Origin of the sequence: Kitasatospora arboriphila (assembly GCF_039528095.1) — a bacterium.
Lineage (GTDB): Bacteria > Actinomycetota > Actinomycetes > Streptomycetales > Streptomycetaceae > Kitasatospora > Kitasatospora arboriphila.
The window spans coordinates 1-25,550 of sequence record NZ_BAAALD010000038.1 but is presented as its reverse complement, the minus strand read 5'-3'; the positions used below and the strand labels follow the sequence as shown (position 1 = coordinate 25,550).

The window sequence follows — 25,550 nt, the reverse complement described above, 5'->3', positions numbered from 1 at the left end:
CTTCGGCTCCATGTCGTCTCGCTCGGCGGGTGCTGCCGGTCGGTGACCGCATCGGTCAACGGGCCAGCACCCGGGCGTACACCTGCTCGATCGCGCGCTGCGCCCCGGCCGTGTCGAAGGTCCGGGACCGCTCCCGGGCGGCCTTCCCGAACCGCTCGCGCAGCCCCTCGTCGGCGGCCAGCCGGCCGAGCGCGCCGGCCAGCGCGACCGGGTCGCCCGGCGGCACCAGCAGCCCCTCGACGCCGTCGTCCACCACCTCCGGCATCCCGCCGACCCGGGTCACCACCGACGGCAGGCCGCTGGTCATCGCCTCCATCAGGGCCACCGGCAGGCCCTCCTGGCGGGAGCTCAGGGTGAACACGTCCAGCGCGGGCAGCAGCGCCGGCACGTCCGGCCGGGAACCGGCGAACACCACGCCCCCGCCGGCCCGGGCACGCAGCTCGGCCTCCAGCGGCCCGGCGCCGATCAGCACCAGCGCCGCCGAGGGCTGCTCGCGGCGCAGCAGCTCGAAGGCGGCGAGCAGGGTGGCCTGGTCCTTCTTGGCGGTCAGGTTGCCGACCGTGCCGATCACCGGTGCGTCCGCCGGCAGACCGAGCACGGCGCGGGCGGCGGCCCGGGCGGCCGGCCCCTCGGGGGCGCCCGCCAGGTCCGGGCCGTGGTGCACCACGGTGACCCAGCCGTCGTCCGGACGCCGCCGGGCGATCGTCGCCGCCACCGCGTGCGAGACCGCCACCACCGCGTCGTTGCGCCGGTACGTCAGCGCGTTGGCCCAGCGGGTGGCCGTCCGGTAGCGCTCCCAGACGTTGTGCTCGGTGTGCACCAGCCGCGGCGCCCGCCGGCCGACCGCCACCAGCCGGGCCGCCACCGCCGGGATCGGCATGTGCGAGTGCACCAGGTCGTAGCGGCGCTCGGCGAGCAGCCGGCGCAGCCGCACCGGCCACAGCGCACCCGGCGCCCCGCCCAGGCAGTGCACCCGCACCCCGGCCGCCTCCAGCGCGGGCACCAGGGCGTCCTTGTACGGCAGCACGTAGGCCACCTCGATCTCGTACCGCCCGGTGTCGGCGTGCCGGGCGCAGTTGAGCAGCAACTGCTCGGCGCCGCCCCGGCCGAGGCCCTTGGCCAGCCAGAGCACCCGCCGTCGGCCGCTCACCGCTCCTCGATTTCGCGCAGCTGCAGCGTCGTCTCGACCACCGACTCGCCGCCGGGCCGGCGTGCCCAGCTCGGCGCCGCCCGGTGGTGCTCCTCGGCGACCGGTGCGACCGGTGCGACCGGCGCGGGCGGTGCCGGCCGCTCGGCGGGCTCCGGCCGGCCGGCAGCCTCCTCGCGCGCCGCGGCGGGGGAGCGGCGGCCCTCCTCGGACCGCGCGGAGGCGGTGGCCGTGCGGCCCACCAGCAGCGCACCGGTGCGCAGCCCGTCCCGCTTCAACCGGCGCCCGGAGGGGCCGATCGTGCCGAGCAGCGCCACCCCGGCGACCGGCACACCGGTACGGGCCAGCAGCTCGGAGACCCGGTCGGCCTGCTCCGGCGTCACGTTGCCGGCCATCGCCGTCACCAGCACCGCGTCGGCGTGCTGCACGAGGTCGTAGGCGTCGTTGGCGTGCAGCAGCGGCGAGGTGTCGATCAGGACCACGTCGGCGTGCTCGCGGGCCCGCCGCAGCACCTCGCCGGCCCGCAGCACCAGCGCCGCCGGGTACGCGGTGGTGTTGCCGCCGGTGATCAGCCGCACCCCCTCGGTGCCGGTCTCGCGGATCAGGTCGTCCAGCGTCGACAGCCGTTCGCCGCTGAGAAGTTCGGCCATGCCCGGACCGTCGCCGACGCCGAAGTGCAGATGGGTCTGCGGGTGCCGGAAGTCGCAGTCGAGCACCAGCACCCCGCGGCCGGTCTCGGCCAGTGCGGCCGCCAGGTTGGCGACGGTGGTGGTGCGGCCGTCCCCGCTGCGCCCGGACATCACCAGGATCACCGGCGCGGGACCGCCACGGCCCCGGGCGGCCGGCTCGGTGCCGGGCCGGCCCGACAGCGACTCCGGACCGGTGAGCAGCAGGGTCGAGCGCAGCGAGCGGTAGGCCTCGGCCGCCGGGTCGGACGGGCGGGCCACCACCAGCGGACCCCGCAGCCGGCGCAGCCGCCGGGAGAGCTGCGGGATCTCGCCGATCACCGGCAGGTTGAACGCCTCCTCGGTGGTGTTGCGGGTCCGCAGCCGGGTGTCCATCCGGCTGAGCATCACCGCGGCGACGACGCCGAGCGCGAGGCCGAGCACGACCGCCAGGGTGAGGCGCACGCCGCGGCTGGGCGAGCTGAGCAGGCTGCCGCCGGCCTCCTTGGCGTCGATGCTGCCCCACTGCTGGATCGCGTCGGTCTGGCTGTAGTTCTGCAGGGTGCTGATGTCGGTGAGCGTCTTGGTGAGCGCGTTGAGCGCGGCCGTCAGCTGCGGCTGGAGCTTCGGCTGGTCGGCGGAGCCCGCCTTGGTGAAGGCGTGCTGCAGGTTGTTGACCTGCTCCTGCTGGGTGTCGGCCTGTGCCTGGAGGCGCTTGATCGACTCGTCGGCGCTCTTCTTCGACTCCTGGCTGTAGCCCGTGATGGTGGCGTCGGACAGCGCCGCGGCCAGGTCGGTGCATGACTGCTGGGTGGGGCCGGTGGTGGTGAAGACCAGCATCTGGGTGGAGGCCGCGGCGACGGTGCGCCGGGCGGCGAGCGCGGCCACGTCCGTGACGTGGAGCTTCTTCGCCGCGGTGGTCGTCACGTCCGAGCCCTGCGCGTAGCTCAGCACCTGATCGGCCCGGACGGACTCGCCGGCACCGGCCACCGGGGTGATCGCCACCTTGCACTGCCACTTGCCGTCGTCCACGGCGTCGCCCGTCGGCGTCAGCAGGAAGCCGATGATCAGCGCGGCGAGGGTGCAGCCGACGAGCAGCCGCCAGTAACGCCGCAGGACGGTGAAGTGGTTTGCCGGTTCCACCGGTTGGTTCCCCTCGCGATCGTGGTGCGGGTACGCGGGACACCGGCCCGGCCCGCCTCGGCGGACCCCGGTGCCGCCGGGTGCGGCAGGGTCGGGTGCGGCGGCCCCCCGGCGCCGGGCCGGGGGAGGACGCGATCAGGTGGCGGCGGCCGGTAACGCGGTGGACCGGCGCGGACCGTCCGGCAGGACGGCGCATCGTGGCAGTCGTTGTGACATCAGGCCCCCTGACGGCGTCACCCACCCGGCCGCCCCGGCCCGGATGCCTCGCGCGGATCGCCGTACCCCCCGGCAGCCCGTTTCCCCCTGCGATGCTTGCCGTCCCGGACCTGGGGCGCAAGCGCTTTGGCGATTCTCGGAGGGGCACATTTCGGCCCTCCCGCGCGCCCTGCCATGGTTGTGGCGGCTTTGTCCGCTTTCCGTGGCATGTCAACTCCGGTGCGCGGGGCGGCACTTCGGCACGGATCCGGTGTGGTCCGGTGTGGCCCCGGCGCGGCCCGGTGTGGCCCGGCGCGGCCTCAGCGGCCGGCCGGCACCCGGCGCAGCGACCGCTCGTAGAAGCCGACCATCTGCCCGCAGACCTGCGCCAGCGTGAACGAGGTGAGGAACCGAGCCCGGGCCGCCTTCACCCGCACCCGCGCCGCCGCCCGATCGTCCAGCGCCGACACCAGCGCCGCCGCCAGCTCGGCCGGCCGCTCCGGCGGCACCAGCAGCGCGTAGTCCTCCGAACCGACGGTCTCCCGCAGCGCCGGGACGTCCGCGCACACCAGCGGGACCCCGACCCCCATCGCCTCCATCGCCGCACTGCCCAGCCCCTCCCACCGGGAGGGCACGGCGAACGCGTCCGAGGCCGCCATCAGGTCGTACACGTCGCCGCGCGGGCCCAGGAAACGCACCTGCCCGGCCCGCCCCGCCAACGCCTCCAACCGGGCGGTCTCCGCGCCCGGGCTGCCCGCCAGCAGCAGCACCGCCTCCGGCACCTGCCGGCGCACCCCCGCGAACGCCTCCACCAGCACGTCCAGCCCCTTCTGGTACTGCTGCCGGGCGGCCGCCAGCACCACCGGGGTGTCCTGCGCCAGCCCGAGCGCGGCCCGTACCGCCGCCCGCCGCTCCGGTGTCACCGACCCGAGCAGCTCCGGGTCGCGGCCGCGCGGCACCACGTCGATCCGGTCCGGCGAGACCCGCAGCCGCCGCGCCATCGACGAGGCGACGTGCCGGGTCAGGGCGTGGAAACGCCGGGTGCCCTGCGCGGTCGCCGCGTCCGCGGCCTGCGCCGCCCGCACCTTCCACGGCGACAACCCGCGCGCGTGCAGGTGCTCCGGCCCGTACGAGGAGTTGACCAGGCTCGACACCACCGGGGTGCCCGCGGCCAGCGCCGCCGCCCGGCCCAGCACGTCCGCCTCGTACAGCGTGGTGTGCACCAGGTCCGGCCGGTGCTCGCGGACCAGCCGACGCAGCGCCGCCGCCCGCCCTGCCCGACCCGACCCGTGCACCCCGAACACCCGCGCACCCGCCGCCACCAGCTCCGGCTGGAAGCCTCCCGGCGACTCCTTGAGGTACGCGACGTCCAGGCGCACGCCCGAACGCACCAGGTGCGGGGCCATCGCGGCCAGGCCCTGCTCGGCACCGCCGATCCGGTGCAGGCTGTCGATCACATAGAGCACATGCACAGCAGCGACCCCCCGGGAACACCGGCGCGGCAGGTCTCCCGTCCGTCCCGCGCCTGACAGGCGCTCAGCATCCCAGCCCCGGCCCGCCTCCGCCAGGAAAACCGCCACGACGCCGCACCGCACGCCCCGGGCGGGAGCGGGCAGCACCTCAGGGGCGCGGGGAACTGCGCAGTCCGAGGGTGGTTACGACAACAGAAGGGGCCGGCCCCGATTCGTACGGCGGGCCACATCCGAACTGCGCAGTTCTCCCCCGGCCTTCGGCCGGGAGGTGCCCCCACGCGTCCCTGGGGTGCCGCCCCTGAGGTGCACCTCCCCGAACGCCTGCGGGCGGTGGGCTGGCTGTGCCAGGGTCGGGGGATGCCAGCCGCCGAGTCCGCGCGTCCCGCCGTCCTGCACCTGGTCACCGACCCGCGGCGGCGCGGCGCCCAGAACCTCGCCCGCGACCTGCACGCCGAACTGCTCCGCCGCGGCCACCGCTCCGAGCTGCACTCGCTCCAACCGCACGCCGACGCCCCGGACGCCCCCGATGCCCCCGGAGCCCCCGCCGGCGGGGACGCCGAGCCGCTCGGTCCGGGCCGCTACCACCCGGCCACCCTGCGGGCGCTGCGCGCCGCCGCCCGCCGCGCCGACGTGGTCGTCGCCCACGGCTCCTCCACCCTGCCGGCCTGCGCCGCGGCGCTGTTCGGCAGCCGCACCCCGTTCGTCTACGTCAACATCGGAGACCCGCGGCACTGGGCGGCCTCCCCGGTCCGCCGGCTCCGCACCGGCCTGCTGCTGCGCCGTGCCGCCGCCGTGGCCGCGATCTCCGACGGGGCCCGCGAGGTCCTGCTCGACCACTACCGGCTGCCCGCCCGCAGCGTCCGCACCATTCCCAACGGCCGTACCGCCGACCGCTACCCGCCCGCGGCGGACGAGGCCGACCGGCAGACCGCCCGCGCCGCCCTCGGCCTGCCCGCCGAGGGCCCGCTGCTCGCCTGGGTCGGCGCGCTCGCCCGCGAGAAGCGCCCCGACCTCGCGCTGGACGCCCTCGCCCTGCTGCCCGGCGTCCACCTCGCGGTGGCGGGCGACGGCCCGCTGCGCGCCGAGGCGGCCGCCCGCGACACCACCGGCCGGGCGCACTTCCTGGGCGCGCTCACCGATCCCGCCCCGCTCTACCGGGCCGCCGACGCCCTGGTGCTCACGAGTGACAGCGAGGGCGTGCCCGGGGTGCTGGTGGAGGCCGCGCTCGCGGGGCTGCCCGCCGTCGCCACCGACGTCGGCTGGGTCCGTGACGTCGTCCGGGACGGCGTCACCGGCAGGCTCGTCCCGCCGGGTGACGCGGCCGCCCTGGCCGGCGCCGTCGAGAAGCTGCTCGCGGATGCGCACGGCGCGCTCGGCGCCGCCGCCCGCCGGCACGCGCTCGACCGCTTCGACCTCGCCGTGGTCGCCGACGCCTGGCAGGGCTTGCTCGCCGAGACCGCCCACCGCGGCTCCCGACGCACCGTCTGAGGGCGTCCCGCGCACCGGCCGGAAGCTTCCGGCGCACCGTCCGGAACGGGCGCGCCGCCGAATCCGCCCCCCGCCTGTGCGCCGCCGCAGGGTGCGCGCATACTGGCCTGCGCGGCTCGCACCGAGCGACAGGGCCACTCCGGACCCGGCACGGCTGCGCCGCGACGGGGGAAGGTGCGCGATGGCAGTACTCGCGATCATCGTCGGAGCCGGTCTGCTCTGGATGCTGACCGGTGTCCGGGTCGTCCAGCAGTACGAGCGCGGGGTGGTCTTCCGGCTCGGCCAGGTCCGCGGGCAGGTCCGCGGCCCCGGCCCGACGCTGCTGATCCCGCTGGTCGACCGGATGCGCAAGGTCAACGTCCAGGTGATCACCATGCCGGTGCCGGCCCAGGAGGGCATCACCCGGGACAACGTCTCCGTCCGGGTCGACGCCGTGGTCTACTTCCGCGTCGTGGAGCCGATCCGGGCCACCGTCGACGTGCAGAACTACATGTTCGCGATGTCCCAGGTCGCGCAGACCTCGCTGCGCTCGATCATCGGCAAGAGCGACCTCGACGACCTGCTCTCCGGCCGGGAGAACCTGCACCGCGGCCTCGAACTCATGCTGGAGAGCCCGGCCGTGGGCTGGGGCGTGCACATCGACCGGGTCGAGATCAAGGACGTCGCCCTGCCCGACTCGATGAAGCGCTCGATGGCCCGCCAGGCCGAGGCCGACCGCGAGCGCCGCGCCCGCATCATCACCGCCGACGGCGAGTTCCAGGCCGCCGCCAAGCTCGCCGAGGCCGCCACCGTCATGGACGCCACCCCGGCCGCCCTGCAGCTGCGCCTGCTGCAGACCGTCGTCGAGGTCGCCGCCGAGAAGAACTCCACCCTGGTGCTGCCGTTCCCGGTCGAGCTGCTGCGCTTCTTCGACGCCGGCGCCAAGGCCGCCTCCGGGGCCGCCCCGACGGCCGCTCCGGCGCCCGCCGCGGAGGTGCCCGCCGCCGAGGTGCCCGCGGCGGAGCAGGCCGGGACGCCGGCGCTGCCGCGGCCCGCCGAGGCGCCCGACCACACCGCCCTGACGAAGACCGAGCACACCCCCGAGGCCTGACCCCGCCGGTGAGCCCGGACCGCCCGATCGGCCGACTGCTCGGCCGATCGGGCGAATCCGCCCCCACCGGCCCGGCCTCGGCTGGAGACTGACGCACCGTCACTGCCAGGCTGGCGCCGTGAAGCTGCTGCGCACCGCCACCGCCCTGCTCGCCGCGACCGCCGCCACCGCCGCGATGGCCCCCGGTGCCACCGCCGCGGCCGCCGCCCCCGACACCCCGCGCGAGGGCGCCCACGCACTGCTCCCCGCCCACGCGCCGCACCCCGGCCACCCGCAGCGCGCCGCCGCCGAGCGGCAGGAGGCCGTCGAGTTCTTCTGGTACGGCTGCAAGCACTGCGCCCAGTTCGAGCAGCCGCTGGAGCGCTGGGCGGCCCGGCACCGCGACGACGTCGTGCTGCGCCGGGTGCCCGCCGTCTGGCAGGGCGGCCCCGACGAGCAGCGCCAACTCGGCCACGCCCGGCTCTACTACACGCTGGAGCGGCTCGGCGCCGTCGACCGGCTGCAGGCCGAGGTCTTCCGGGCCGTCCGCGAGCGCCACGAGGACCTCACCACCGAGTCCGGCGCCGCCGCCTGGGCGCTCGCCCAGGGCCTGGACTCCGCGGCCTTCCACGCCGCCTGGCGCTCCCCGGAGGTCGACCGGCTGGTCGCCGACGCCCCCGGGCAGATGGCCCGCAACCGCATCACCGAGATCCCCACCGTCCTGGTCGGCTCCGGCCGCACCTCTCCCACCGGCGCCGGCGGCGTCGAACGGATGCCGGACGCCATGGACACCCTCGTCGAACACCGCTGACCCGGACGGGCCGCGCAGCCGCCCGCCGACGGCCCGGGATCCGGCCCGCCCCTACCCGATCCACCTTCACCGAACCAGCCCCTGGCGCGCACACCTTGTGCCAGAGTGGGACGCCCGGGTCGCACCGCCTGAGCTGCGGCCCACCGGCAGCCACATGCGAGAGGGCGGGGGCCCGTGGGGGGACACAGCGCGCAGGTCGTCGACGGGCGCGGCACGGAGACGGCGGCCCGGGCCGCCGTGTCCGAAGGACCGCCGCCGGAGCTGCTCTTCAAACGGCGGCTGCGCCCGGCGCGGACCGCCCGCGAACTCTGGGCCGCCCGCGAGCTCGTCCGCGCCCTCGCCGAGCGCGACCTGCGCGCCCGCTACAAGCAGGCCGTGCTCGGCTTCGCCTGGGCGGTGCTCACCCCGCTCGCGCTGTGCGCCATCTTCACCCTGGTCTTCCACCGCGCCGTCAAGATCGACACCGGTGGGGTGTCCTACCCGCTGTTCGCCTACGTCGGCCTGATCGTCTGGCAGTTCTTCAGCAACACCATGAACCAGGGCGCGCTCAGCCTCGCCAACAACCTGAGCCTGCTCAACAAGGTGTACTGCCCGCGCGAGGTCTTCCCGCTGGCCACCATGCTGGTCGCCTCCGTCGACATGCTCATCGGCGTCGGCGTGCTCGCCGTGCTCTTCCTGGCCACCTGGACGGCCCCCGCCGCGACCGCCCTGTGGGTGCTGCCGCTGCTCGCGATCCAGTTCGCCTTCACCTACGGCGTCGCCCTGATCCTCTCCGTCGCCGTCGTCTACCTGCGCGACGTCCGCCACCTGCTGCCGATCATCACGCAGATGGGCGTCTTCGCGACCCCGGTCGCGTACCCGCTGGCCCGGATCCCCGTCCGGCTGCAGGAGGTCTACTGCGGCGTCAACCCGCTCGGCGCCGTCATCGAGGGCTACCGCCGCGCCCTGCTGTACGGCCAGGCCCCCGACGCCCGGCTCACCGTCATCGCCGCGGTCTCCTCGCTGGTCTTCCTGGTCGGCGGCTACCTGTTCTTCAAGAAGCTGGAAACGGGGATCGCCGATGTCGCGTGAGTACGAGCTGGGCACCATCCGCACCGAGCACGTCTGGAAGCGGTTCAAGGCCGACCAGCAGCGGATGCTGCTGCGCGACAAGGTCGAGTCGATGGCCCGCCGGCTGCGCGGCGGGCGCGGCGAGGACTGGCGCTGGGCCCTGCGCGACATCAACCTGCACATCGAACCCGGCGAGTCCGTCGGCCTGATCGGCTCCAACGGCTCCGGCAAGTCCACCCTGCTCAAGATGCTGACCCGGGTGATGTACCCGTACGGCGGCATCATCGACGTCCGCGGACGGATCGGCGCCCTGATCGAGATCCGGGCCGGCATCCACCCCGACCTCACCGGCCGGGAGAACGTCTACCTGTTCGGCGCGCTGCTCGGCCTCAAGCGCCGCGAGGTCGCCTCCCGCTTCGACGACATCGTCGAGTTCGCGCGGCTCGGCGGCGCCATCGACCGGCAGGTCAAGTTCTACTCCTCCGGCATGCAGATGCGCCTCGGCTTCGCCGTCGCCGCCTACCTGGAGCCGCACGTCCTGCTCGTCGACGAGGTGCTCGCCGTCGGCGACGCCGTCTTCCAGCAGCGCTGCCTCGACCGGATGCGCGAGGTCGCCGAACAGGGCACCACCATCGTCTTCGTCTCCCACGACCTGCCCGCCGTCCAGTCCATCTGCCGCCGCGGCGTCTGGCTGGAGCAGGGCACCGTCCGGGTCGACGCCGGGATCAAGGACGCGCTGGCCGGCTACCGGGACTCCATCGAGGCCCAGTCCGAGGCCTCCGCCCGCTCCGGCGAGCCGCTCCAGCTGCTCAAGTACGAACTCGCCGGCGAGGACCGGGAGAACCTCACCACCGACGAGCCGATGACCGTCGAACTCACCCTCGGCGGCGACTACCGCGGCGACGCCACCCTGCACCTCGGCGTCAGCGAGGGCACCTCCAGCCCGATCTTCCAGATCAGCCACGAGATCCGGCTCACCGGCGACGACCACCACGTCGCCTGCGTGATACCCCGCCTCCCGCTGCCCCGCGGCCGCTACACCCTCTGGGCGGGCGTCTACTCCATCGGCAAGACCGACGGCGGCACCCTGATGAGCTGGCACTCCGTCGGACAGTTCGACGTGTTCGGTCCCGTGCTGGACACCCCGCCGCGGGCCGTGGTGCTGGCCGCGCCGGTCTTCGTCCCGCACCACTGGGAGGAGTGACCGCGGTGAGACCCGTCAGAGTGCTGGTGCACCTGAACAACCTGACCCTCGGCGGGGCACAGCTGAACGCCGTCGACATCGCCCGCACCCTGCGCGACCGCGGCCACCACCCGGTGCTCTTCGCCCAGGGCGTGGCCGGCGACGCCCCCCTCGTCGGCGTCGCCGCCGGGCACGGCCTCGACGTCGTGGTCGCCGGCGGCCCGGACACCCCGCACGCCGAAGTCCGCCGCAGGATGCAGGAGCTGGCGGACGAGCACGGCAGCGAACTGATCCACGCCTGGGAGGTCCGCGCCGCCCGCAACGGCTTCTTCGGGCCCGGCAGGCTCGGCCGGATCCCCGTCGTCACCACCTTCTACGGCATCCGGATGCTGCGCGGCATGCCCCGGCACCAGCCGCTCGTCCTCGGCCTCGGCGCCCTCATGGGCGACGGCCGGGCCTTCGGCCACCGCGACGTCCGACTCGTCGAACCGCCCGTCAACACGGCCACCGACGCCCCCGGCCAGGCCGACGGCGCCGCCTGGCGCCGCGAACACGGCATCGACGAGGAGGAGTTGCTGCTCGCCATCGTCACCCGCCTGGTACCCGACCTGGAGAAGGACGCCGGCGCCGAACTCACCGTCGCCGCCGTCCGCGCCCTCGAAGACCCCCGGGTCCGCCTCGCGATCGTCGGCGCAGGCCCCAGCCTGGACCGGCTGCGCGCCCGCGCCGCCGAGGCCAACGCCGCCCTCGGCCGCGAAGCCGTCCTCGTCCCGGGCCAGTTGGCCGACCCGCGGCCCGCCTACGCCGCCGCCGACATCGTCCTCGGCATGGGCGGCTCCGCCCTGCGCGGACTCGCCTTCGCCAAACCGGTCGTCGTGCACGGCGCAGCCGGCTACACCGCCGTCCACGAACCCGGCCCGCTCGTCGAACCGCACGCCTCCCGCTGCATGTACGGCTGGGGCGACGGCAGCCGCGACCCCGGCCCGCTCGCCGACCAGCTCCGCGGCCTCCTCGACGACCCCGGCCGCCGCACCGAACTCGGCCGCTGGGGACGGGACTGGGTGGTCGGCCGCTTCTCGCTGGAGAGCGTCTCCTCCGCCTTCGAGCAGCTCTACCTCGAAGTGCTGGCCGCCCCGCCGGGCCCCGCCCGCTGGCTCCGCGACCTCGAACAGATGGCCAGGTACGAGTTCGCCAAGCCCACCGCGCTCCGCCTGCTCGGGCGGTGAGCCACCGGGCCTGCCGGGAACGGTGAGCACCCGGCCGGTCATTCCCTGTGATCGAACCCGTCGATCCGGCGTTGTGACGGCGTTGCCGCAGCTGGCAGCCTTACGGCGTCGGGTCGTTCGCGGGCGCAGCGCGCGGCGACCGCTCTGCCCTCCTTCTATCCAAGGGATCTGACAGCATGTCACGCGAGATCAGCGTCGCCATCGCCTACCACAGCGGCTACGGCCACACCGCCCGGCAGGCCGAGTTCGTCCGCCAGGGCGCGGAGGAGGTCGCCGGCACCACCGTCCACCTGATCGCCGTCGACCAGATCACCGACGAGCAGTGGGCGCAGCTCGACGCCGCCGACGCCATCATCTTCGGCTCGCCGACCTACCTCGGCGACGTCTCCGCCGCCTTCCGCACCTTCGTCGAGAAGACCAGCGGCCGCTGGATGCAGCAGCAGTGGAAGGACAAGCTGGCCGCCGGCTTCGTCAACTCCGGTGCCAAGAGCGGCGACAAGCTGCACGCCCTGCAGTCGCTCTCCGTCTTCGCCGCCCAGCACAGCATGATGTGGGTCAGCCTCGGCCTGCTGCCCGGCTGGAACAAGTCGACCGCCTCCGAGTTCGACCTGAACCGCCTCGGCGTCTGGCTGGGCGCCGCCGCCCAGTCCAACGGGGACCAGGGCGCCGACGCCATGCACAAGTCCGACCTGGCCACCGCCGAGCACCTCGGCCGCCGCGTCGCCGAGCAGGCCCAGCGCATCGGCGCCTGACGCCTGGGTGACCCCAGGGGCGCGGGGAACTGCGCGCAGTGGAAAGGCACCTGGTCAGTGTCTTTCCCCTGCGCGCAGCTCTCCCCCGGCCTTCGGCCGGGAGGTGCCCCCACGCGCCCCTCTTTCGGGTTCGCCGTACCTGACGGGTGCGCCGCTCCTCAATTGCGCAGTTCCCCGCGCCCCTGTCCGTCGCCGCCCTGACTGTCGTAGGTGCGCCCCTTCCAGGCCGCGCCTCGGCCGCGCCAGTGCTGGACCGCCGAGTCCACCGTCATCAGCAGGTAGAGGCCCGCGGTGAACGGCAGCAGCAGCGCCTCCCCCCACGGCCGCCCGTAGTACCGCTCCATCGGGACGAAGGTCCCCGTCATCACCGCCCAGGCGGCCCCGCCGAGCGCCGCGACCGCCGCGGATCCCGCCGCCGCCCCGGCGACCACCGCGGCGACCGGCACCAGGTAGACCAGGGCCAGACCGAGGACCGTCCCGGCGAGCAGCAGCGGCGAGTGCCGCAGCTGGGCGTAGGCACTGCGGGACACCATCCGCCACAGTTCCGCCAGCCGCGGGTAGGGCCGCACGCTGTCGACCTGCTCGGCCAGCCCGAGCCAGGTCCGGCCGCCGGTCCGCTTGACGGCGCGGGCGAGGTTGACGTCGTCGATGACGGCCCCGCGGATCGCCGCCACTCCGCCCGCCCGTTCCAGTGCCTCCCGCCGGACGAGCGTGCAGCCGCCGGCCGCGGCCGCGGTCCGGGAGCCGGGCCGGTTGCTCCACCGGAACGGGTACAGCTGGGCGAAGAAGTACACGAACGCGGGCACGATCAGCCGCTCCCAGCGGGTCTCGACCCGCAGCCGGGCCATCTGCGACACCAGGTCGAGGCCGTTCGCCCCGGCGGCGGCGACGAGGTCGGCGAGCAGGGTCGGGCCGTGGGCGATGTCGGCGTCGGTGAGCAGCAGGTAGTCGGTGTCGCCGGCGAGTTCGACGCCGTGCCGCAGGGCCCACAGCTTGCCCGTCCAGCCGGTCGGCAGCGGGGGAGGGACGGTCACCTCCAGCGGCAGTCCGCCGCCCTCGCCGAGGCGGGCGGCGAGCGCCCCGGTGCCGTCCGAACTGTGGTCGTCGACCAGGATCACCCGGGCGGCGCCGGGGTACTTCTGGGCGAGCAGGCCGGGCAGCGAGTCCGGCAGTACGGCGGCCTCGTCCCGGGCGGGGACGACCACGGCCACCGACGGCCAGCGGCGGGGTGCGGACCGGGGCGGCAGCCGCTGGTCGGTGCGCCAGAACATGCCGTGGCAGCAGGCGAGCCACAGCCAGATCGCCAGGGACAGCGCGGACACCCACAGCAGCACGGTCACTCCGGCAGTCTGCCGCACGGGGTCCGTCCGCAGCGGTACCGGTGCGGAGCCGTTCGGTAGAGTCGTGCCCTGTGAAGATCGCACTGGTGGACTCCGGAATCGGACTGCTCGCGGCCGCCGCCGCCCTGCGCGCGCTGCGCCCCGACGTGGACCTGGTGCTGTCCTCCGATCCCGACGGCATGCCGTGGGGCCCGCGCACCCCGGAGGACATCGCCGAGCACGCCCTGGCCTGTGCCCTGGCCGCCGCGGCCTTCGAACCGCACGCGCTGATCGTCGCCTGCAACACCGCCTCGGTGCACGCGCTCGCCCGGCTGCGGGCCGAGCTGGAGCCGGGGCTCCCGGTGATCGGCACCGTCCCGGCGATCAAGCCGGCCGCGGCGGCGGGCGGCCGGGTCGCGATCTGGGCCACCCCGGCCACCACCGGCAGTGCCTACCAGCGTGGGCTGATCGCCGAGTTCGGCGGCGGCGCCGAGGTCACCGAGGTGGCCTGCCCGGGGCTGGCGGACGCCGTGGAGCGCGGCGACCGGGCCGCCGTGCCGGCCGCCGTCGCGGACGCCGCGGGCCGCACCCCCGCCGGCACCACCGAGGTCGTCCTCGGCTGCACCCACTACGAACTGGTCAGGGACGAGATCACCGCGGCCCTCGCCGGCATCGCCGCCCCCGGTATGCGGTTCCACGGTTCCGCGGACGCGGTGGCCGCCCAGGCGCTGCGCCGCCTCGACGGCCGGGAGCCCGCCCCGGGCTCGGGCACCCTGACGGTGCTGCACAGCGGCCGCCCGTCCGCGCTCGCCGAGGCCGCGGCCCGCTACCCCGAGGGCCGGCTGATCTCCGGCGGCGTGCCCGCCCGCTGACCACCGGATCCGGCCGTTCCGGCCCGCCGTGACGGGCCGGTTCGTAGGGTGACGGCATGACCGACACGATCGTGTTCGACCGGCTGTGCAACTTCCGCGACCTCGGCGGCCACCGGACGGCCGACGGCCGCACCCTCCGGCCGGGCCTGCTCTTCCGCTCCGACTCGCTCGGCAAGCTGGACGGCCCGGACCTGGCCCGCCTGGAGGCCCTGGGCGTCCGTACGGTGATCGACCTGCGCTACCCGTGGGAGATCGCCCAGACCGCCCGCGTCCCGGAACTCCCCGGGCTGGCCTTCCACAACCTGTCGATCGAGCACCGCCCGTACGACCAGGCCGCACTCGGCCCCGAGGTCGACCCGGCCGTCTACCTGGCCGAGCGCTACGCCGAGGTCGCCGAGGACGGTGCGGACGAGCTGGCGCAGGTGCTCCGGGTGATCGCGGAGGCCGACGCGCCGCTGGTCTTCCACTGCTACTCGGGCAAGGACCGGACGGGCATCGTCGCGGCCCTGGTGCTGACCCTGCTGGGGGTGCCGGAGGAGGACGTCCTCGCCGACTTCGCCCGGACCGAGGACGCCACGGCCCGGCTGGTCGCCGAGTGGCACACCCGCCACCCGGACCTCACCCTCGTCTGGCCCGGCTACGGCCGCGCCCCCGCCGAGATCATGCGCCGCTTCCTGGCCGGCCTCGCCGACCGCTACGGCTCCGTCCCCGACTACGCCGCCACCCGCCTGAACGCCGACCCCGCCCTCGTCACCGCCCTCCGCACCCGCCTGCTCACGGATTGACGGGTGTGGAACCGGGGGCGCGGGGCACTGGCGATTCAAGGTCGGCGCACCCGGCACATGCGGCCCGCCCCGAAGTGCGCATCCCCCCGCGCCCCCGGCCGCTCCTCACACAGCCGCGCCGCGCAGCCGCTGCACCGCCGGCTCCAGCCCCGACAGGATGGTGTCGAAGCGGCGCGTCCCGGTCGTGGAGTCCACCTGCAGCCGGCTGATCCGCAGCGGGTGGGCGGGCAGCCGGGGCCCGAGCCGGTGGTCGGAGAGGAAGCCGAGCCGGTAGCCCAGCCGCCGCAGGACCGCGTCGGCGCGCGGGTCGTACCCGCCGTCGGGGTAGGCGAAGGCCGTGGGCGCCTCGCCGAGCCACTGGCTGAGCGCCAGGTGGGCGCCGGTGATCTCGGTGTGCACGGTGGAGTCGTCGCAGCGGCCGAGCGAGGGGTGTCCGAGGGTGTGGTTGCCGATCGCGACGTCGGCGTCCCGCAGGGCCCGCAGGTCCTCGGGCCGGAGCTGCTCCTGCCGGGGCGGCCGCCGGTCGGCGCTGACCCGCAGCTCCTGCAGGCAGCGGCGGCGGTCCGGGTCGGGCAGCTCGCGCAGGCGGGCGAGGAGCCGCCCGGGCGGGCCGCCGGGCAGCAGGCGGGCCCGGCCGCCGTGCCGGGCGAGGTAGGCGGCCTCGTGCCACCAGAAGGGCCGGTCGGTGCCGATCAGCTCGGCGATCACGAAGGCGGCGGCCGGGATGCCGCGGGCGGCGAGCATCGGCAGGGCGTGGGTGAACACGGAGCGGTCGGCGTCGTCGAAGGTGATCAGTACGGACCGGGGCGGCAGCGGCCGGCCCTCGGTGACGGCCCGCTCGACGTCGGCGAGCGAGACGGGGTTGGCGAGGCGCCGCATCCGGTCGAGCTGGGCGCCGAAGGACCGGGGGTCGGTGACCCCGTGGTAGGCGAGGACGGCGAGCCGCTGGGCGGCCCGGGCCCGGAAGAGCGCCTGGGCGGGGGTGAGCCGCAGCCAGCTGCCGCGGTCGCGCAGCGGTGCCTTGCCGCGGGCGTGCACCGCCTCGCGCAGGGCGGTGGTGGTCGGCGGGGTGGTGACGGTCGTGGAATCGCTGACGGTCGTGGACTCGGAGTACGGCACGCGGTTCCCCCCTCGGTCGCCGCAGCGCGGCGTGGCGGTACCGTCGGCAGGCGGAGCCCGGCCTCCGACCCCGGGTGCGGCGGCTCCGCCCCCGGTGTGATCCGGTCCGTTGCCGGGGACTCCCTGCCCGGCCGCGGACGGCTCCTGGATCGCTCAATGTAATGGAGACCATCGGGCCCGACGGATGGTTGTACGGCGCTCGGCGAAATTTCGTCCGGCGTGCGCGGGCGCCTTTCCGGGCCTCTCGTGGACACTGGCGGTAGGCCCGTCGCGGGGCGCCCGAGTAGCGTGGAGGACATGGTGCACACGGATCGTCACGATGCGGTGACCCGCTGGGCGCGGATGTGGAGCGGATGCGCGATCGAGCGCCACAAGCTGCTGCTCACGGCGGTCGGTGGGGCCTGCATCGCGGTGGGCATCCTGGTGGCGGTGCTGGTGCCGGACACCGGCGGCCCGGCCTGGGTGATGTCCGTCGCCGGCTGCCTCGCCGCGGGCGTGGTGCTCCTGGCGCGGGTCGCGGTGGCCGTGCTGCGCGGGCCGGCCAGGGTCGGCTGACGCCCCGGTCGGAGCAGCCCGACCGAATTCCGGACGCCGATGTCCGGCGCCCGCGGTGCTTTCCGCGGTATCCCGCCGATTTCCGGCCGAGAACGCCACCGGAATGACCGGACAGGCCGGTTTTCGGCCCACCTGCGCGCTTCTTTCACAATTCTCGGGCAGCAGCCCCACACTTCCCCCTACTGTGGTTCCCGCCCGGGCCTCGACCACCGCCGGGCAGGGGCCGGTCGGACGGCGCCGGGGAGGGCGCCGCGGAGGGGAGAACGATGGGGACGACCGCCGCGCCCGCGGCCGCCGGAGGATTCCGCACCACGCTGAAGCGCGGCCTGGCCCGCGCCGCCGGCTCCGTGCCGGGCGAGGGCGCCACCTACCTCATCTACCACCGGATCGGCGGCGGCACCGCCGACGAGCTGGACGTCGCCACCGCCGACTTCACCGCCCAGCTGGACCTGCTCGCCGACCTGCCGCCCGGCCGGGTGGTCTCCATCGACGAGGCCACCGACCGGCTGGCCGCCGGCCGCCGCACCCCCAGCACCGTGCTCACCTTCGACGACGGCTTCGCCGACGTGTACGAGCGGGCCTGGCCGCTGCTCAAGGAACGCGGCCTGCCCTTCACCGTCTACCTGGCCAGCGGCCACGTCGGCGGGGAGATGCGCTGGGAGGGCTCCACCGCGAAGGGCCCGGCCGCACCCGGCCTCAGCTGGGCGCAGCTGCGCGAGATGGCCGACTCCGGCCTGTGCACCGTCGCCAACCACACCCGCAGCCACGCCCGGCCGGTGCTGCTCACCACGGCCGAACTGGACGGCTGCAACGACGACGTCGAGGAGCGGCTCGGCACCCGGCCGCGGCACTTCGCCTACACCTGGGGCGTGCCCGTGCCGCACATGGCGGTCGCGCTGCGCGCCCGGTTCCGGACGGCCGCCACCGGCGAGGTCGGCCGCAACCTGCCCGGCTCCGACCCGGCCCGGTTCTGCCGGGTGCCCGTCCGCCGCACCGACCCGATCGACTTCTTCCGCGCCAAGCTCTACGGCCGGCTGGTCCCCGAGCGCGCCTACGCCCGGATCGTGGCCGCCGCCAAGGCGGTGGGCGCCCGTGCCTGAGTCCGCCGCCGGCGCCCCGCGTCCCGCACCCCGGCTGCGCGGCCCCGACGGCCGCCCGCTGCGGGTCGCCCACCTGACCACCGTCGACATGAGCCTGCAGCTGCTGCTCGCCACCGAGCTCAAGGTCGACCTGGAGGCCGGCTTCGAGACGTACGGCATCAGCGCACCCGGCCCGTACGTTCCCCAGCTGGAGGCGATCGGCGTGCGGCACGAGCCGCTGCACGCACTGACCCGCGCCTGGCACCCGCGGGCGGACGCCGCCGCCGGGCGGGAGCTGCTGGCGGTGCTGCGCCGGATCGAGCCGGACGTGCTGCACACCCACAACCCGAAGACCGGCGTGCTCGGCCGGGTGCTCGGCAGGCTGGCCCGGGTGCCGGTGGTGGTGAACACCTGCCACGGGCTGTGGGCGCAGGCGCACGACCCGCTGGCGAAGCGCGCCTTCGTGCTCGGCGCGGAGGCCGTCGCGGGCCGCTTCTCGCACGCCGAGCTGTACCAGAACGCCGAGGACCGGCGGACCCTCGCCCGCGCGGTGCCCCGGTACCGCTCACGGGTGGTGGGCAACGGCGTCGACCTCACCCGCTTCACCGCGGACCGCTCGGCCGACCGCGCCCGGCTGCGCGCCGCACTCGGCGTCGCCGACGACGAGCCGCTGGTCGGCGGGGTCGGCCGGCAGGTCGCCGAGAAGGGCATCCGGGAGTTCGCGGAGGCGGCTCGGGCACTCGCCGGCAAGGCCCGCTTCGTCTGGATCGGCCCGCCCGACCCGGACAAGCCGGACGCGCTGGACGGCGCCGAGAGCGGCATCGACTTCCTCGGCGCCCGCTCCGACATGCCGGAGCTGTACGCGGCACTGGACGTCTTCGTCCTGCCGTCCCACCGCGAGGGCTTCTCGCGCTCCGCCATGGAGGCCGCGGCCGGCGGCCTGCCGATGGTGCTGAGCGACATCCGCGGCTGCCGGGAGATCGGCACCGACGGCGAGCACCTGCTGCTCGCACCGCCCGGGGACGCCCGGGCGCTCACCACCGCGCTGGACCGGCTCCTCACCGGGCCGGACCTGCGCGCGCGGCTCGGAGCGGCGGCCCGCGCGCGGGCGCTCGCCGAGTTCGACCAGCGTGCGGTGGCCCGGGTCTCGCTGGAGACCTACGCGGCCGTGGCCAGGGTCAGGGGTCTGCCCTGGACGGTCGGCTGAGGGCCCGTCCACACCACCACACCCGTTGGGGGGAGAGCATGCAGCCCGTTGGGGGAGGTATCAGGCGCGGCGGCGATCTGCTGATCGCCGCGGCTGCGGGGATCGTCGCGGTCCCGCTCGGCCTGCTGATCGTCGTGCTGATCCGCTGCACCATGGGGGGCCCGGTGCTGTTCCGGCAGACCCGCACCGGACGGCACGGCAAGGAGTTCGACATCCTGAAGTTCCGCACCATGCGGGAGAAACGTTACGCCGACGAGCCGGACGCTCCACGGATCACCCGGCTCGGCACCTTCCTGCGCACCACCAGCCTCGACGAACTGCCCCAGTTGTGGAACGTCGCCCGTGGGGAGATGGGCGTCATCGGCCCCCGGCCGACCCTGCCGGAACAGGTCGTCCACTACACCGACCGCCAGCGCGGCCGACTCGCCGTCCGCCCCGGCCTCACCGGCTGGGCCCAGGTCCGGGGCCGCAACTCGATCACCTGGCCGGAGCGGATCGAACTCGACCTCTGGTACGTCGAGCACCGCTCGCTCCTGCTCGACCTGCGCATCCTGCTGCTGACGGTCAAGGTGCTGCTCCGGCCCGCCGGCATCACCGCGGCGGGCGGCGTCAACCCCGGCTTCCCCGTCCCGGCCGAGCCGCCGGTGCGGGTGGTCGTCCCGCTGATCGCCCCGCGGGAGGCCGAGGAGGCCGCCCCGTCCGCCGTCTCACCCGCCGCCGCAGGCCGATGATGGAGCCATGACCGAAGCCCAGCTGTGGATCGCCGGCGCCGGGGGCGTCGGCCGCGAGGCACTCGACACCGCACTCGCGGCCGGCGTCCCGGTGGCCGGCTTCCTCGACGACCGGGCCCGCGGCACCGAGGTCCGCGGACTCAAGGTGCTCGCCCCCGAGGACCTGCCGCCCGGCAGCCACTACCTGGTCGGCATCGCCGACCCGCACGTCCGGCTGCGCCTCGCCGCCCTGCTGGACGCGGCCGGCGGCGAGCCCACCGTGCTCGTCCACCCGCGGGCGCTGATCGCCCTGGAGACCGAACTCGCCCCCGGCTGCCTGGTGATGGGCGGCGCGTACGTCTCCAGCGGCGTCCGGCTCGGCGCGCACAGTCAGGTGCACTACAACGCCACCGTCGGCCACGACGCGGTGCTGGGGGAGCGGGTCACCGTCTACCCCGGCGGCAACGTCTCCGGGTCCGTCCGGCTCGCCGACGGCGCCACCGTCGGCTCCAACGCCGTGGTGCTGCAGGGCCGGACGGTCGGCGAGGACGCCTTCGTCGGCGCGGCCGCCGTGGTCACCCGGGACGTCCCGCCCGGCACCGTCGTGGTCGGCTCCCCGGCCCGGCCGCTGCCGCGCCCCGCCGGGGGCTGACTCCGGCAGGCGAAGGCCCGGCCGGGCCCGGCGGGTTAGGGTCGGGCCATGGCCATTCCGAGCTTCCTCGCCGATCTCCGTGCCCTCGTCGGCACCCGCCCGCTCTGGCTCTCCGGCGTCGCCGCCGTGATCGTCGACGGGCAGGGCCGCGTCCTGCTCAACCGCCGCAGCGACAACGGCCGGTGGGCACTGATCGGCGGCATCCTCGACCCGGGCGAGCAGCCCGCCGAGGGCCTCGCCCGGGAGGTGCTGGAGGAGACCGGGGTGAGCGTCGAGCCCGAGCGGCTCACCTCGGTGACCGTCTCCCCGCTGCTGGAGTACCCCAACGGCGACCGGGCCCAGTACCTCGACCTCACCTTCCGCTGCCGGCTGCTGGCCGGCGAGGCGCGGGTGAACGACGACGAGTCGCTGGAGGTCGGCTGGTTCGCCCCGGACGCGCTGCCGCCGCTCGACGACTACGCCCGGCACCGGCTGGCGCTCGCCCTGGCCGGCGCCGAGCACACCGTCTTCTCCTTCGAGCCGCAGGTCAGCGGGAGCTGAACCACTCCGCGGTGCGCTCCAGGCCCTCCCGCAGCGGCACCGCCCGGACGTCCGGGAACAGCTCGCGCAGCCGCCCGTTGTCGGCCTGCGAGTCCCGGACGTCCCCGGCCCGCGGCTCGGTGTGCTCGGTCTCCAGCGGCCGGCCGAGCACCGAGCCCAGCTCGCCGACCAGCTCCATCAGCGTCGTCCGGGTGCCGAACGCCAGGTTCACCGGGTCCGGGTGGACGACCCGGCGCAGCACCGCCTCGGTGAGCACCTGGGCGACCGTCCCGACGTAGGTGAAGTCCCGGCTCTGCCCGCCGTCCCCGTGCACCGTCAGCGGACGGCCGGCCAGCGCCGCGTCCAGGAAGGCCGGCACCACCGCGGCGTACGCGTGCCCGGCGGGCTGCAGCGGGCCGAAGACGTTGAAGAAGCGCAGCGGCAGCACACCCAGCCCGTAGCAGTGGTGGTAGGCCGCCAGGTACGCCTCGGTGGCCAGCTTGCTCACCGCGTACGGGCTCATCGGTGCGGTGCGCATGGTCTCGCGCTTGGGCAGCTCCCGGTTGGCCCCGTACACCGAGGAGGAGGACGCCGCCGCCACGTACAGCCCGCCGGCGCGGCGGGCGGCCTCCAGCACCTCCAGGGTGCCGGTGGCGTTGGCGTGGTGGCTGGCCAGCGGGTCCTTCACCGAGCGGGGCACCGAGGGCAGCGCGGCCAGGTGCACCACGGCGTCGGCGCCCGCGAAGGCCTCGTCCAGCAGCGCCGCGTCCAGGACCGTGCCCTGGTGCAGCGTCACGCCGAGGCCGTCCAGGTTCGCCTTGTCGCCGGTGGACAGGTCGTCCACCACCCGGACCTCCGCGACCTCCGGGCGGGCCAGCAGCTCCCGGACGAGGTTGGCGCCGATGAAGCCGGCTCCGCCGGTGACGACCACGCGCATGCTGGGACTCCCCCCGTTCGGCCGGAGCCTCTCCCCGCCCCGCGCTCCCGGCCGATGCTAGCGGCGCGCCGAGCCGCCGGGAGGGCGTTCCGTCACAAATGGGGCCGACCGGTCTTGTGCTGCCGGTACGTCTCCTCGGCCGCGTCCAGCACGGCCGCCAGGTCGCCCCCGGCCGTCGCGGTGACCACGGCCGCCACCGCGCCCTCCACGAACGGTGCGTCGGCGAACCGCACCGGGAAGGGCAGCCCGTGCTCGTCCGCGTCGGCCAGCAGCGCCAGCACCGTGGTGACCGCGCTGCCCAGGTCGGAGAGGACGGCCACCCCGTGCCCCTGGTCGACCCGCCGGGCGGCGGCCACCACCAGGACGGCGCTGGTGCCGAGGCCGTCGTCCGGGGTGCCGCCGGTCGCCGACACCGGCGCCGGGTCGTCGCTGCCGGACAGCGTCAGCGCGAGCCGGCGCACCGCCAGCGCCAGCTCCTGGCTGTGCGAGACCAGCACCACCCCCACCCGGCCGTGCCCCGACGGCCGGGTCGGCCGGGGCACCGGCGCCGGCCGGGTCGGGCTCGCCGACCCGGCGCCCGGGGCTGACGGGGCGTCGGAGATCGGGATCACATCGGCGCGCGTGCCGGCCCGGCGGTCCATCGGCTGCTCCCTGGAGGCTGAACGATCGTGCGGGCACCACTCTCGCAGCCCCGTGCCGCCGGACGGGCCAATGGCGGCCGTGTCTACCACAGCCGGCCGCCGCCCGGCGGACGATCCGCCGCATCGCCCGCCCGCGGACCGAAGTCGCCCCGCCGCCGACCGGCCGCTGGCTACATTGGAGCCCGGACGACAGCGGAAGGAGCAGGGGATGGCGACCGACACGGTGACCGGCGCGGGGCGCATGCCGAAGCCGAGACTCGACCTCGGCGGGGCGGAGTGGCTCTCCAGCAGCCAGGGCGTCGGAGACGTCCAGATCGCCTTCGTCGACGGCTTCATCGCGATGCGGGACGGACGCAACCCGGACGGGCCCGCCCTGGTCTTCACCCCGGCCGAGTGGCGGGCCTTCGTGCTCGGCGCCCGGGACGGCGAGTTCGACCTCACCTGACGGCGGCGCCCGGCGGACCTCCGGCTGAACCCCCGGTGACGGCACGGAGGTCACAAATGAATTCTGATGGTCCGAAACTCGTTGACTGCTGGACAAGCGGCAGCCCACAGTATGGAGCAGGCAGACGCCGTGCCGACCGCCCCCACGCGGTCGAGCACGGCGCCCGCTGTGCTGCCCGTCACCGGCGCCGGCGACGAGCTCCTCCCGAGGTGTCCCCGCACGCACCGGAGTGCGTTCGGCCACCCGGGCCCGTGAAGGGCCGGTCGTCGCCGGGAGGAAGGCACCGTGCCGAGAGCTACTCAGCGCGGTACCGAAGTGTCCGGGTCATCCGCACGCCCCCACGCGGCGGTGTCCCGGACAGGTCCGCGAGTGCGACGGGCCGGGGCCCCGCGAACCTGGCTTGTGGAGTTGTCGTTCGTCGTTCTCCGCCGTCCGGCCCGCCACCCTGGCGGGCAGCGGGACGGCGACGGTGGATCAGGTCTGTTCGCACGACGACGTGCTGAGCGAGGGAAGCGCGACACGGCACGCCTGAACACGCCGCCCCCCGGTGGGACGAACCCACAGCGGCTGTCGTGCTGAACCGAACGTAGCCCGGACGGTTGCTCAGAGTCAACATTGGTCTCTGAGCGTCGATGCCCGGCCGGTCACCGCCGTGCGCCCGCGTGCGCCGGGGCACCCGTGCGCGGGCCGCGCGGCCCCCGACCCGTACGATGGTGTCATGTCATTCCTCCGCCGTCGCTCCGGCTCGCCCGCAGGTCCGGACTTCGACGTGCTCGCGATGGATCCGGGCGACTGGCCCGGCCACTTCGGGGCCATGACGATGAACGCCCAGGACGGCTCGTGCCAGGGGATCTTCCTGCGCTACGACCTCTTCGGCGGCCGGGGGCCGGCCATGTTCATCGGCAACCTGCCGGACGGCTCGCCCGCCCGCGAGCCCGAGGACGGCGTGCCCTTCGAGGTCCGCCAGCTGCTCGCCGCCCTCGAGAACGACGAGCCGGTGGACTTCGTCTCCGCCGAGGACTTCCCGGTGATGCTCGGCGACGACCTGCTGATCGTGAAGAAGGTCAAGGTCTCCGAGGAGCGGGTGTTCTGCTCCCAGTTCGGCCGCAGCGACGGCGTGCTGGTCACCATCGCCTCCTGGGACCGCCCGATCGCCGACGACCTCTACCAGCTGCTCAAGCCGCTGCCGGCGGAGATGTTCCAGCAGGGCTGATACCGACCGGTACGGACGCGCTTGACGGTGGCGATCAACGCTTCGTACAGTCGCCGGCATGTCGTGCCGCCCTCCGCTGCTCACCCGCCGCAGGCACCTCGACCTCCGGCGCGACGCGGGCGGGAGCTGTCCGGGCAGATGACCGGGGCCCAGGCCCCCGTCCCCGCGGCACCGGGCCGCCGCCAGGCGCCCGCACCCACCGGACCGCCGGCCCAGCGCCCGCGGACGGCCCGGACGGTGCCGCCCCGCAGCCCGCGTCCCGCCGCAGCCCGGAGGCCCCCGACATGACCCCCGCCACCGCCCCGCCCCACGAGCGCACCGCCGTCACCGACGCCCTCGCCCGCCTGCCCCGCGTCGCCGACCTGCTCGCCGCCCGCGCGGAGGAGCACGACCGCGACGGCACCTTCCCCTACCAGGGCGTCGAAGCCGTCCACGAGGCCGGACTGCTCACCCTCACCGTGGCCCACCGGCACGGCGGCGCCGGCGCCGGACTCGCCGACACCGTCCGCGCGCTCGCCGGACTCGGCCGCGGCGACGCCTCCGTCGCCGTCCTCGCCGCCCACACCCTGCTGCTCCACGCCGAACAGGCCCGCGCCGGGCTGTGGCCGGCCGCCGCCTACCGCAGGGTGCTCACCGAGTCCCGCCGCGGACCGGCCCTGCTCGGCACGCTCCGCGGCGAGCCCGGCGCACCCGCCACGGTGGCCCACTGGGACGGCGAGGCCTGGGAGTTGACGGGCCGGAAGCACGACTGCAGCGGCGCCGAGGCGCTCGCCTGGATGGCCGTGCCCGCCCGCACCGACGAGGCCGTGCCCCGGACGGGCCTGTTCCTCGTCCGCGGCGACAGCCCCGGCCTGGAGATCGACCCGGTCTGGGACCAGCTCGGCCTGCGCGCCAGCGCCGGCCACGACATCGTCCTCGACCGGGTGCGGGTCGCCCCCGAACTCGCCGTCCGGCTCACCGCCCCCGGCCGCGACACCCCGGAGCAGCAGGCCGCCGCCGGCACCGCCCGGGCCTGGCACGACCTCGCGCTGTCCGCCGTCCACCTCGGCACCGCCCGCGCCGCCCAGGACTGGCTGGTCCGCTTCCTGCGCCAGCGCACCCCGGCCAACCTCACCGAACCGCTCGCCACCCTGCCGCGCTACCGCTCCGCACTCGGCGAGATCGAGGCCGCCCTGATCGGCGCCGAGGAGGCCCTCGACGCGGTCGCCGCCGCCGTGGACTTCGCCAAGGGCGGGGCGGCCGCCCGCCGCGCCGCCGCCCCACTGCTCGCCCCCCGGGCCGCCGACACCGCCGGCC

25 protein-coding genes are annotated in these 25,550 nt (G+C 75.5%); 18 read left to right on the top strand and 7 right to left on the bottom strand.

All coding sequences use genetic code 11. The features are described from left to right. Positions 1-55 precede the first annotated feature (55 nt). The 3 genes from ABD353_RS20240 to ABD353_RS20230 all read right to left on the bottom strand — a co-directional run bounded on the left by ABD353_RS20240 (position 56) and on the right by ABD353_RS20230 (position 4,607). Positions 56-1,150 carry a glycosyltransferase gene (locus ABD353_RS20240; protein ID WP_344625060.1) on the bottom strand — a complete coding sequence of 365 codons (1,095 nt, stop codon included), beginning with the start codon at positions 1,148-1,150 and terminating at the stop codon, positions 56-58. Further along, positions 1,147-2,955, bottom strand: coding sequence for a nucleotide-binding protein (locus ABD353_RS20235; protein ID WP_344625059.1), 1,809 nt, complete (start codon positions 2,953-2,955; stop codon positions 1,147-1,149). Before ABD353_RS20235 ends, ABD353_RS20240 begins: the two co-directional genes overlap by 4 nt. Positions 2,956-3,470: 515 nt before the next feature. Further along, positions 3,471-4,607 (bottom strand): glycosyltransferase family 4 protein, encoded by a 1,137-nt coding sequence (locus ABD353_RS20230; RefSeq protein ID WP_344625058.1) that lies wholly within the window; start codon positions 4,605-4,607, stop codon positions 3,471-3,473. 372 nt (positions 4,608-4,979) lie between these two features. Between ABD353_RS20230 and ABD353_RS20225 the strand changes: the two genes are divergently transcribed. From ABD353_RS20225 to ABD353_RS20195, 7 genes are all read left to right on the top strand, one after another. Beyond that, positions 4,980-6,110, top strand: a complete 1,131-nt coding sequence (locus ABD353_RS20225; RefSeq protein WP_344625057.1) for a glycosyltransferase family 4 protein — start codon at positions 4,980-4,982, stop codon at positions 6,108-6,110. 181 nt (positions 6,111-6,291) lie between these two features. Further along, on the top strand, positions 6,292-7,200 hold the full coding sequence (locus tag ABD353_RS20220; RefSeq protein ID WP_344625056.1) for a slipin family protein: 909 nt from the start codon (positions 6,292-6,294) through the stop codon (positions 7,198-7,200). 118 nt (positions 7,201-7,318) lie between these two features. Beyond that, the gene (locus ABD353_RS20215) at positions 7,319-7,990 is read left to right on the top strand and encodes a thiol:disulfide interchange protein DsbA/DsbL (protein ID WP_344625055.1); all 672 of its coding nucleotides are present in this window, start codon (positions 7,319-7,321) and stop codon (positions 7,988-7,990) included. 174 nt (positions 7,991-8,164) lie between these two features. Beyond that, complete coding sequence (locus ABD353_RS20210; RefSeq protein ID WP_344625054.1) at positions 8,165-9,061, top strand: ABC transporter permease; 897 nt, start codon at positions 8,165-8,167, stop codon at positions 9,059-9,061. Beyond that, complete coding sequence (locus ABD353_RS20205) at positions 9,051-10,244, top strand: ABC transporter ATP-binding protein (RefSeq protein ID WP_344625053.1); 1,194 nt, start codon at positions 9,051-9,053, stop codon at positions 10,242-10,244. Before ABD353_RS20210 ends, ABD353_RS20205 begins: the two co-directional genes overlap by 11 nt. A gap of 5 nt (positions 10,245-10,249) precedes the next feature. Next, positions 10,250-11,449 (top strand): glycosyltransferase family 4 protein, encoded by a 1,200-nt coding sequence (locus tag ABD353_RS20200; protein ID WP_344625052.1) that lies wholly within the window; start codon positions 10,250-10,252, stop codon positions 11,447-11,449. 176 nt (positions 11,450-11,625) lie between these two features. Further along, the gene (locus ABD353_RS20195) at positions 11,626-12,201 is read left to right on the top strand and encodes a flavodoxin family protein (RefSeq protein ID WP_344625051.1); all 576 of its coding nucleotides are present in this window, start codon (positions 11,626-11,628) and stop codon (positions 12,199-12,201) included. Positions 12,202-12,359: 158 nt separating this feature from the next. Here the strand turns inward: ABD353_RS20195 and ABD353_RS20190 are convergent, their stop codons facing one another. Then, positions 12,360-13,541 carry a glycosyltransferase gene (locus ABD353_RS20190; RefSeq protein ID WP_344625050.1) on the bottom strand — a complete coding sequence of 394 codons (1,182 nt, stop codon included), beginning with the start codon at positions 13,539-13,541 and terminating at the stop codon, positions 12,360-12,362. A gap of 71 nt (positions 13,542-13,612) precedes the next feature. On the opposite strand from ABD353_RS20190, the gene ABD353_RS20185 reads away from it, so the two are divergent. Both ABD353_RS20185 and ABD353_RS20180 read left to right on the top strand, forming a co-directional pair. After that, positions 13,613-14,392, top strand: a complete 780-nt coding sequence (locus ABD353_RS20185; protein ID WP_344625049.1) for a glutamate racemase — start codon at positions 13,613-13,615, stop codon at positions 14,390-14,392. A 56-nt stretch (positions 14,393-14,448) separates the two neighbouring features. Continuing rightward, entirely contained in the window at positions 14,449-15,177 is a 729-nt protein-coding gene (locus ABD353_RS20180; protein WP_344625048.1) for a tyrosine-protein phosphatase, read from the top strand. 105 nt (positions 15,178-15,282) lie between these two features. Here ABD353_RS20180 and ABD353_RS20175 read toward each other — a convergent pair whose 3' ends face one another. Continuing rightward, positions 15,283-16,296 (bottom strand): polysaccharide deacetylase family protein, encoded by a 1,014-nt coding sequence (locus ABD353_RS20175; protein ID WP_344625047.1) that lies wholly within the window; start codon positions 16,294-16,296, stop codon positions 15,283-15,285. Positions 16,297-16,593: 297 nt separating this feature from the next. Here ABD353_RS20175 and ABD353_RS20170 point away from each other — a divergent pair, with 297 nt between their 5' ends. The 6 genes from ABD353_RS20170 (at position 16,594) to ABD353_RS20145 (ending at position 21,039) form a co-directional block, all read left to right on the top strand. Then, a complete protein-coding gene (locus ABD353_RS20170; protein ID WP_344625046.1) occupies positions 16,594-16,851 on the top strand; it encodes a hypothetical protein in 258 nt (85 codons plus the stop codon). A gap of 266 nt (positions 16,852-17,117) precedes the next feature. Next, positions 17,118-17,951 carry a polysaccharide deacetylase family protein gene (locus ABD353_RS20165; RefSeq protein WP_344625045.1) on the top strand — a complete coding sequence of 278 codons (834 nt, stop codon included), beginning with the start codon at positions 17,118-17,120 and terminating at the stop codon, positions 17,949-17,951. After that, positions 17,944-19,137, top strand: a complete 1,194-nt coding sequence (locus tag ABD353_RS20160) for a glycosyltransferase (protein WP_344625044.1) — start codon at positions 17,944-17,946, stop codon at positions 19,135-19,137. Before ABD353_RS20165 ends, ABD353_RS20160 begins: the two co-directional genes overlap by 8 nt. A gap of 38 nt (positions 19,138-19,175) precedes the next feature. Further along, positions 19,176-19,868 carry a sugar transferase gene (locus ABD353_RS20155; RefSeq protein WP_344625043.1) on the top strand — a complete coding sequence of 231 codons (693 nt, stop codon included), beginning with the start codon at positions 19,176-19,178 and terminating at the stop codon, positions 19,866-19,868. 7 nt (positions 19,869-19,875) lie between these two features. Beyond that, on the top strand, positions 19,876-20,499 hold the full coding sequence (locus ABD353_RS20150; protein WP_344625042.1) for a NeuD/PglB/VioB family sugar acetyltransferase: 624 nt from the start codon (positions 19,876-19,878) through the stop codon (positions 20,497-20,499). Between the two features lie 48 nt (positions 20,500-20,547). Further along, positions 20,548-21,039 (top strand): NUDIX hydrolase, encoded by a 492-nt coding sequence (locus ABD353_RS20145; RefSeq protein ID WP_344625041.1) that lies wholly within the window; start codon positions 20,548-20,550, stop codon positions 21,037-21,039. On the opposite strand, the gene ABD353_RS20140 is transcribed toward ABD353_RS20145, so the two are convergent. Beyond that, positions 21,026-21,955 (bottom strand): NAD-dependent epimerase/dehydratase family protein, encoded by a 930-nt coding sequence (locus ABD353_RS20140; RefSeq protein WP_344625040.1) that lies wholly within the window; start codon positions 21,953-21,955, stop codon positions 21,026-21,028. The two genes, ABD353_RS20145 and ABD353_RS20140, sit on opposite strands and share 14 nt — an antisense overlap. 92 nt (positions 21,956-22,047) lie before the next feature. After that, positions 22,048-22,596 (bottom strand): PTS-dependent dihydroxyacetone kinase phosphotransferase subunit DhaM, encoded by a 549-nt coding sequence (locus ABD353_RS20135; protein ID WP_344625039.1) that lies wholly within the window; start codon positions 22,594-22,596, stop codon positions 22,048-22,050. Positions 22,597-22,804: 208 nt separating this feature from the next. On the opposite strand from ABD353_RS20135, the gene ABD353_RS20130 reads away from it, so the two are divergent. The 3 genes from ABD353_RS20130 to ABD353_RS20120 all read left to right on the top strand — a co-directional run. Next, positions 22,805-23,041, top strand: coding sequence for a DUF397 domain-containing protein (locus ABD353_RS20130; RefSeq protein WP_344625038.1), 237 nt, complete (start codon positions 22,805-22,807; stop codon positions 23,039-23,041). Positions 23,042-23,759: 718 nt separating this feature from the next. Continuing rightward, entirely contained in the window at positions 23,760-24,254 is a 495-nt protein-coding gene (locus ABD353_RS20125; RefSeq protein WP_344625037.1) for a hypothetical protein, read from the top strand. Positions 24,255-24,538: 284 nt separating this feature from the next. Continuing rightward, on the top strand, positions 24,539-25,550 hold a 1,012-nt coding region (locus ABD353_RS20120), incomplete at its 3' end, for an acyl-CoA dehydrogenase family protein (protein WP_344625036.1).

Excerpts from the sequence above, each read along its gene's own strand:
- ABD353_RS20220 (WP_344625056.1), top strand. The coding sequence starts at position 6,292 with ATGGCAGTACTCGCGATCATCGTCGGAGCCGGTCTGCTCTGGATGCTG.
- ABD353_RS20170 (WP_344625046.1), top strand. The coding sequence starts at position 16,594 with ATGGTGCACACGGATCGTCACGATGCGGTGACCCGCTGGGCGCGGATG.
- ABD353_RS20225 (WP_344625057.1), top strand. The coding sequence starts at position 4,980 with ATGCCAGCCGCCGAGTCCGCGCGTCCCGCCGTCCTGCACCTGGTCACC.
- ABD353_RS20140 (WP_344625040.1), bottom strand. The coding sequence starts at position 21,955 with ATGCGCGTGGTCGTCACCGGCGGAGCCGGCTTCATCGGCGCCAACCTC.
- ABD353_RS20150 (WP_344625042.1), top strand. The coding sequence starts at position 19,876 with ATGACCGAAGCCCAGCTGTGGATCGCCGGCGCCGGGGGCGTCGGCCGC.
- ABD353_RS20195 (WP_344625051.1), top strand. The coding sequence starts at position 11,626 with ATGTCACGCGAGATCAGCGTCGCCATCGCCTACCACAGCGGCTACGGC.
- ABD353_RS20125 (WP_344625037.1), top strand. The coding sequence starts at position 23,760 with ATGTCATTCCTCCGCCGTCGCTCCGGCTCGCCCGCAGGTCCGGACTTC.
- ABD353_RS20205 (WP_344625053.1), top strand. The coding sequence starts at position 9,051 with ATGTCGCGTGAGTACGAGCTGGGCACCATCCGCACCGAGCACGTCTGG.
- ABD353_RS20145 (WP_344625041.1), top strand. The coding sequence starts at position 20,548 with ATGGCCATTCCGAGCTTCCTCGCCGATCTCCGTGCCCTCGTCGGCACC.
- ABD353_RS20165 (WP_344625045.1), top strand. The coding sequence starts at position 17,118 with ATGGGGACGACCGCCGCGCCCGCGGCCGCCGGAGGATTCCGCACCACG.
- ABD353_RS20180 (WP_344625048.1), top strand. The coding sequence starts at position 14,449 with ATGACCGACACGATCGTGTTCGACCGGCTGTGCAACTTCCGCGACCTC.
- ABD353_RS20135 (WP_344625039.1), bottom strand. The coding sequence starts at position 22,596 with ATGGACCGCCGGGCCGGCACGCGCGCCGATGTGATCCCGATCTCCGAC.
- ABD353_RS20155 (WP_344625043.1), top strand. The coding sequence starts at position 19,176 with ATGCAGCCCGTTGGGGGAGGTATCAGGCGCGGCGGCGATCTGCTGATC.
- ABD353_RS20130 (WP_344625038.1), top strand. The coding sequence starts at position 22,805 with ATGGCGACCGACACGGTGACCGGCGCGGGGCGCATGCCGAAGCCGAGA.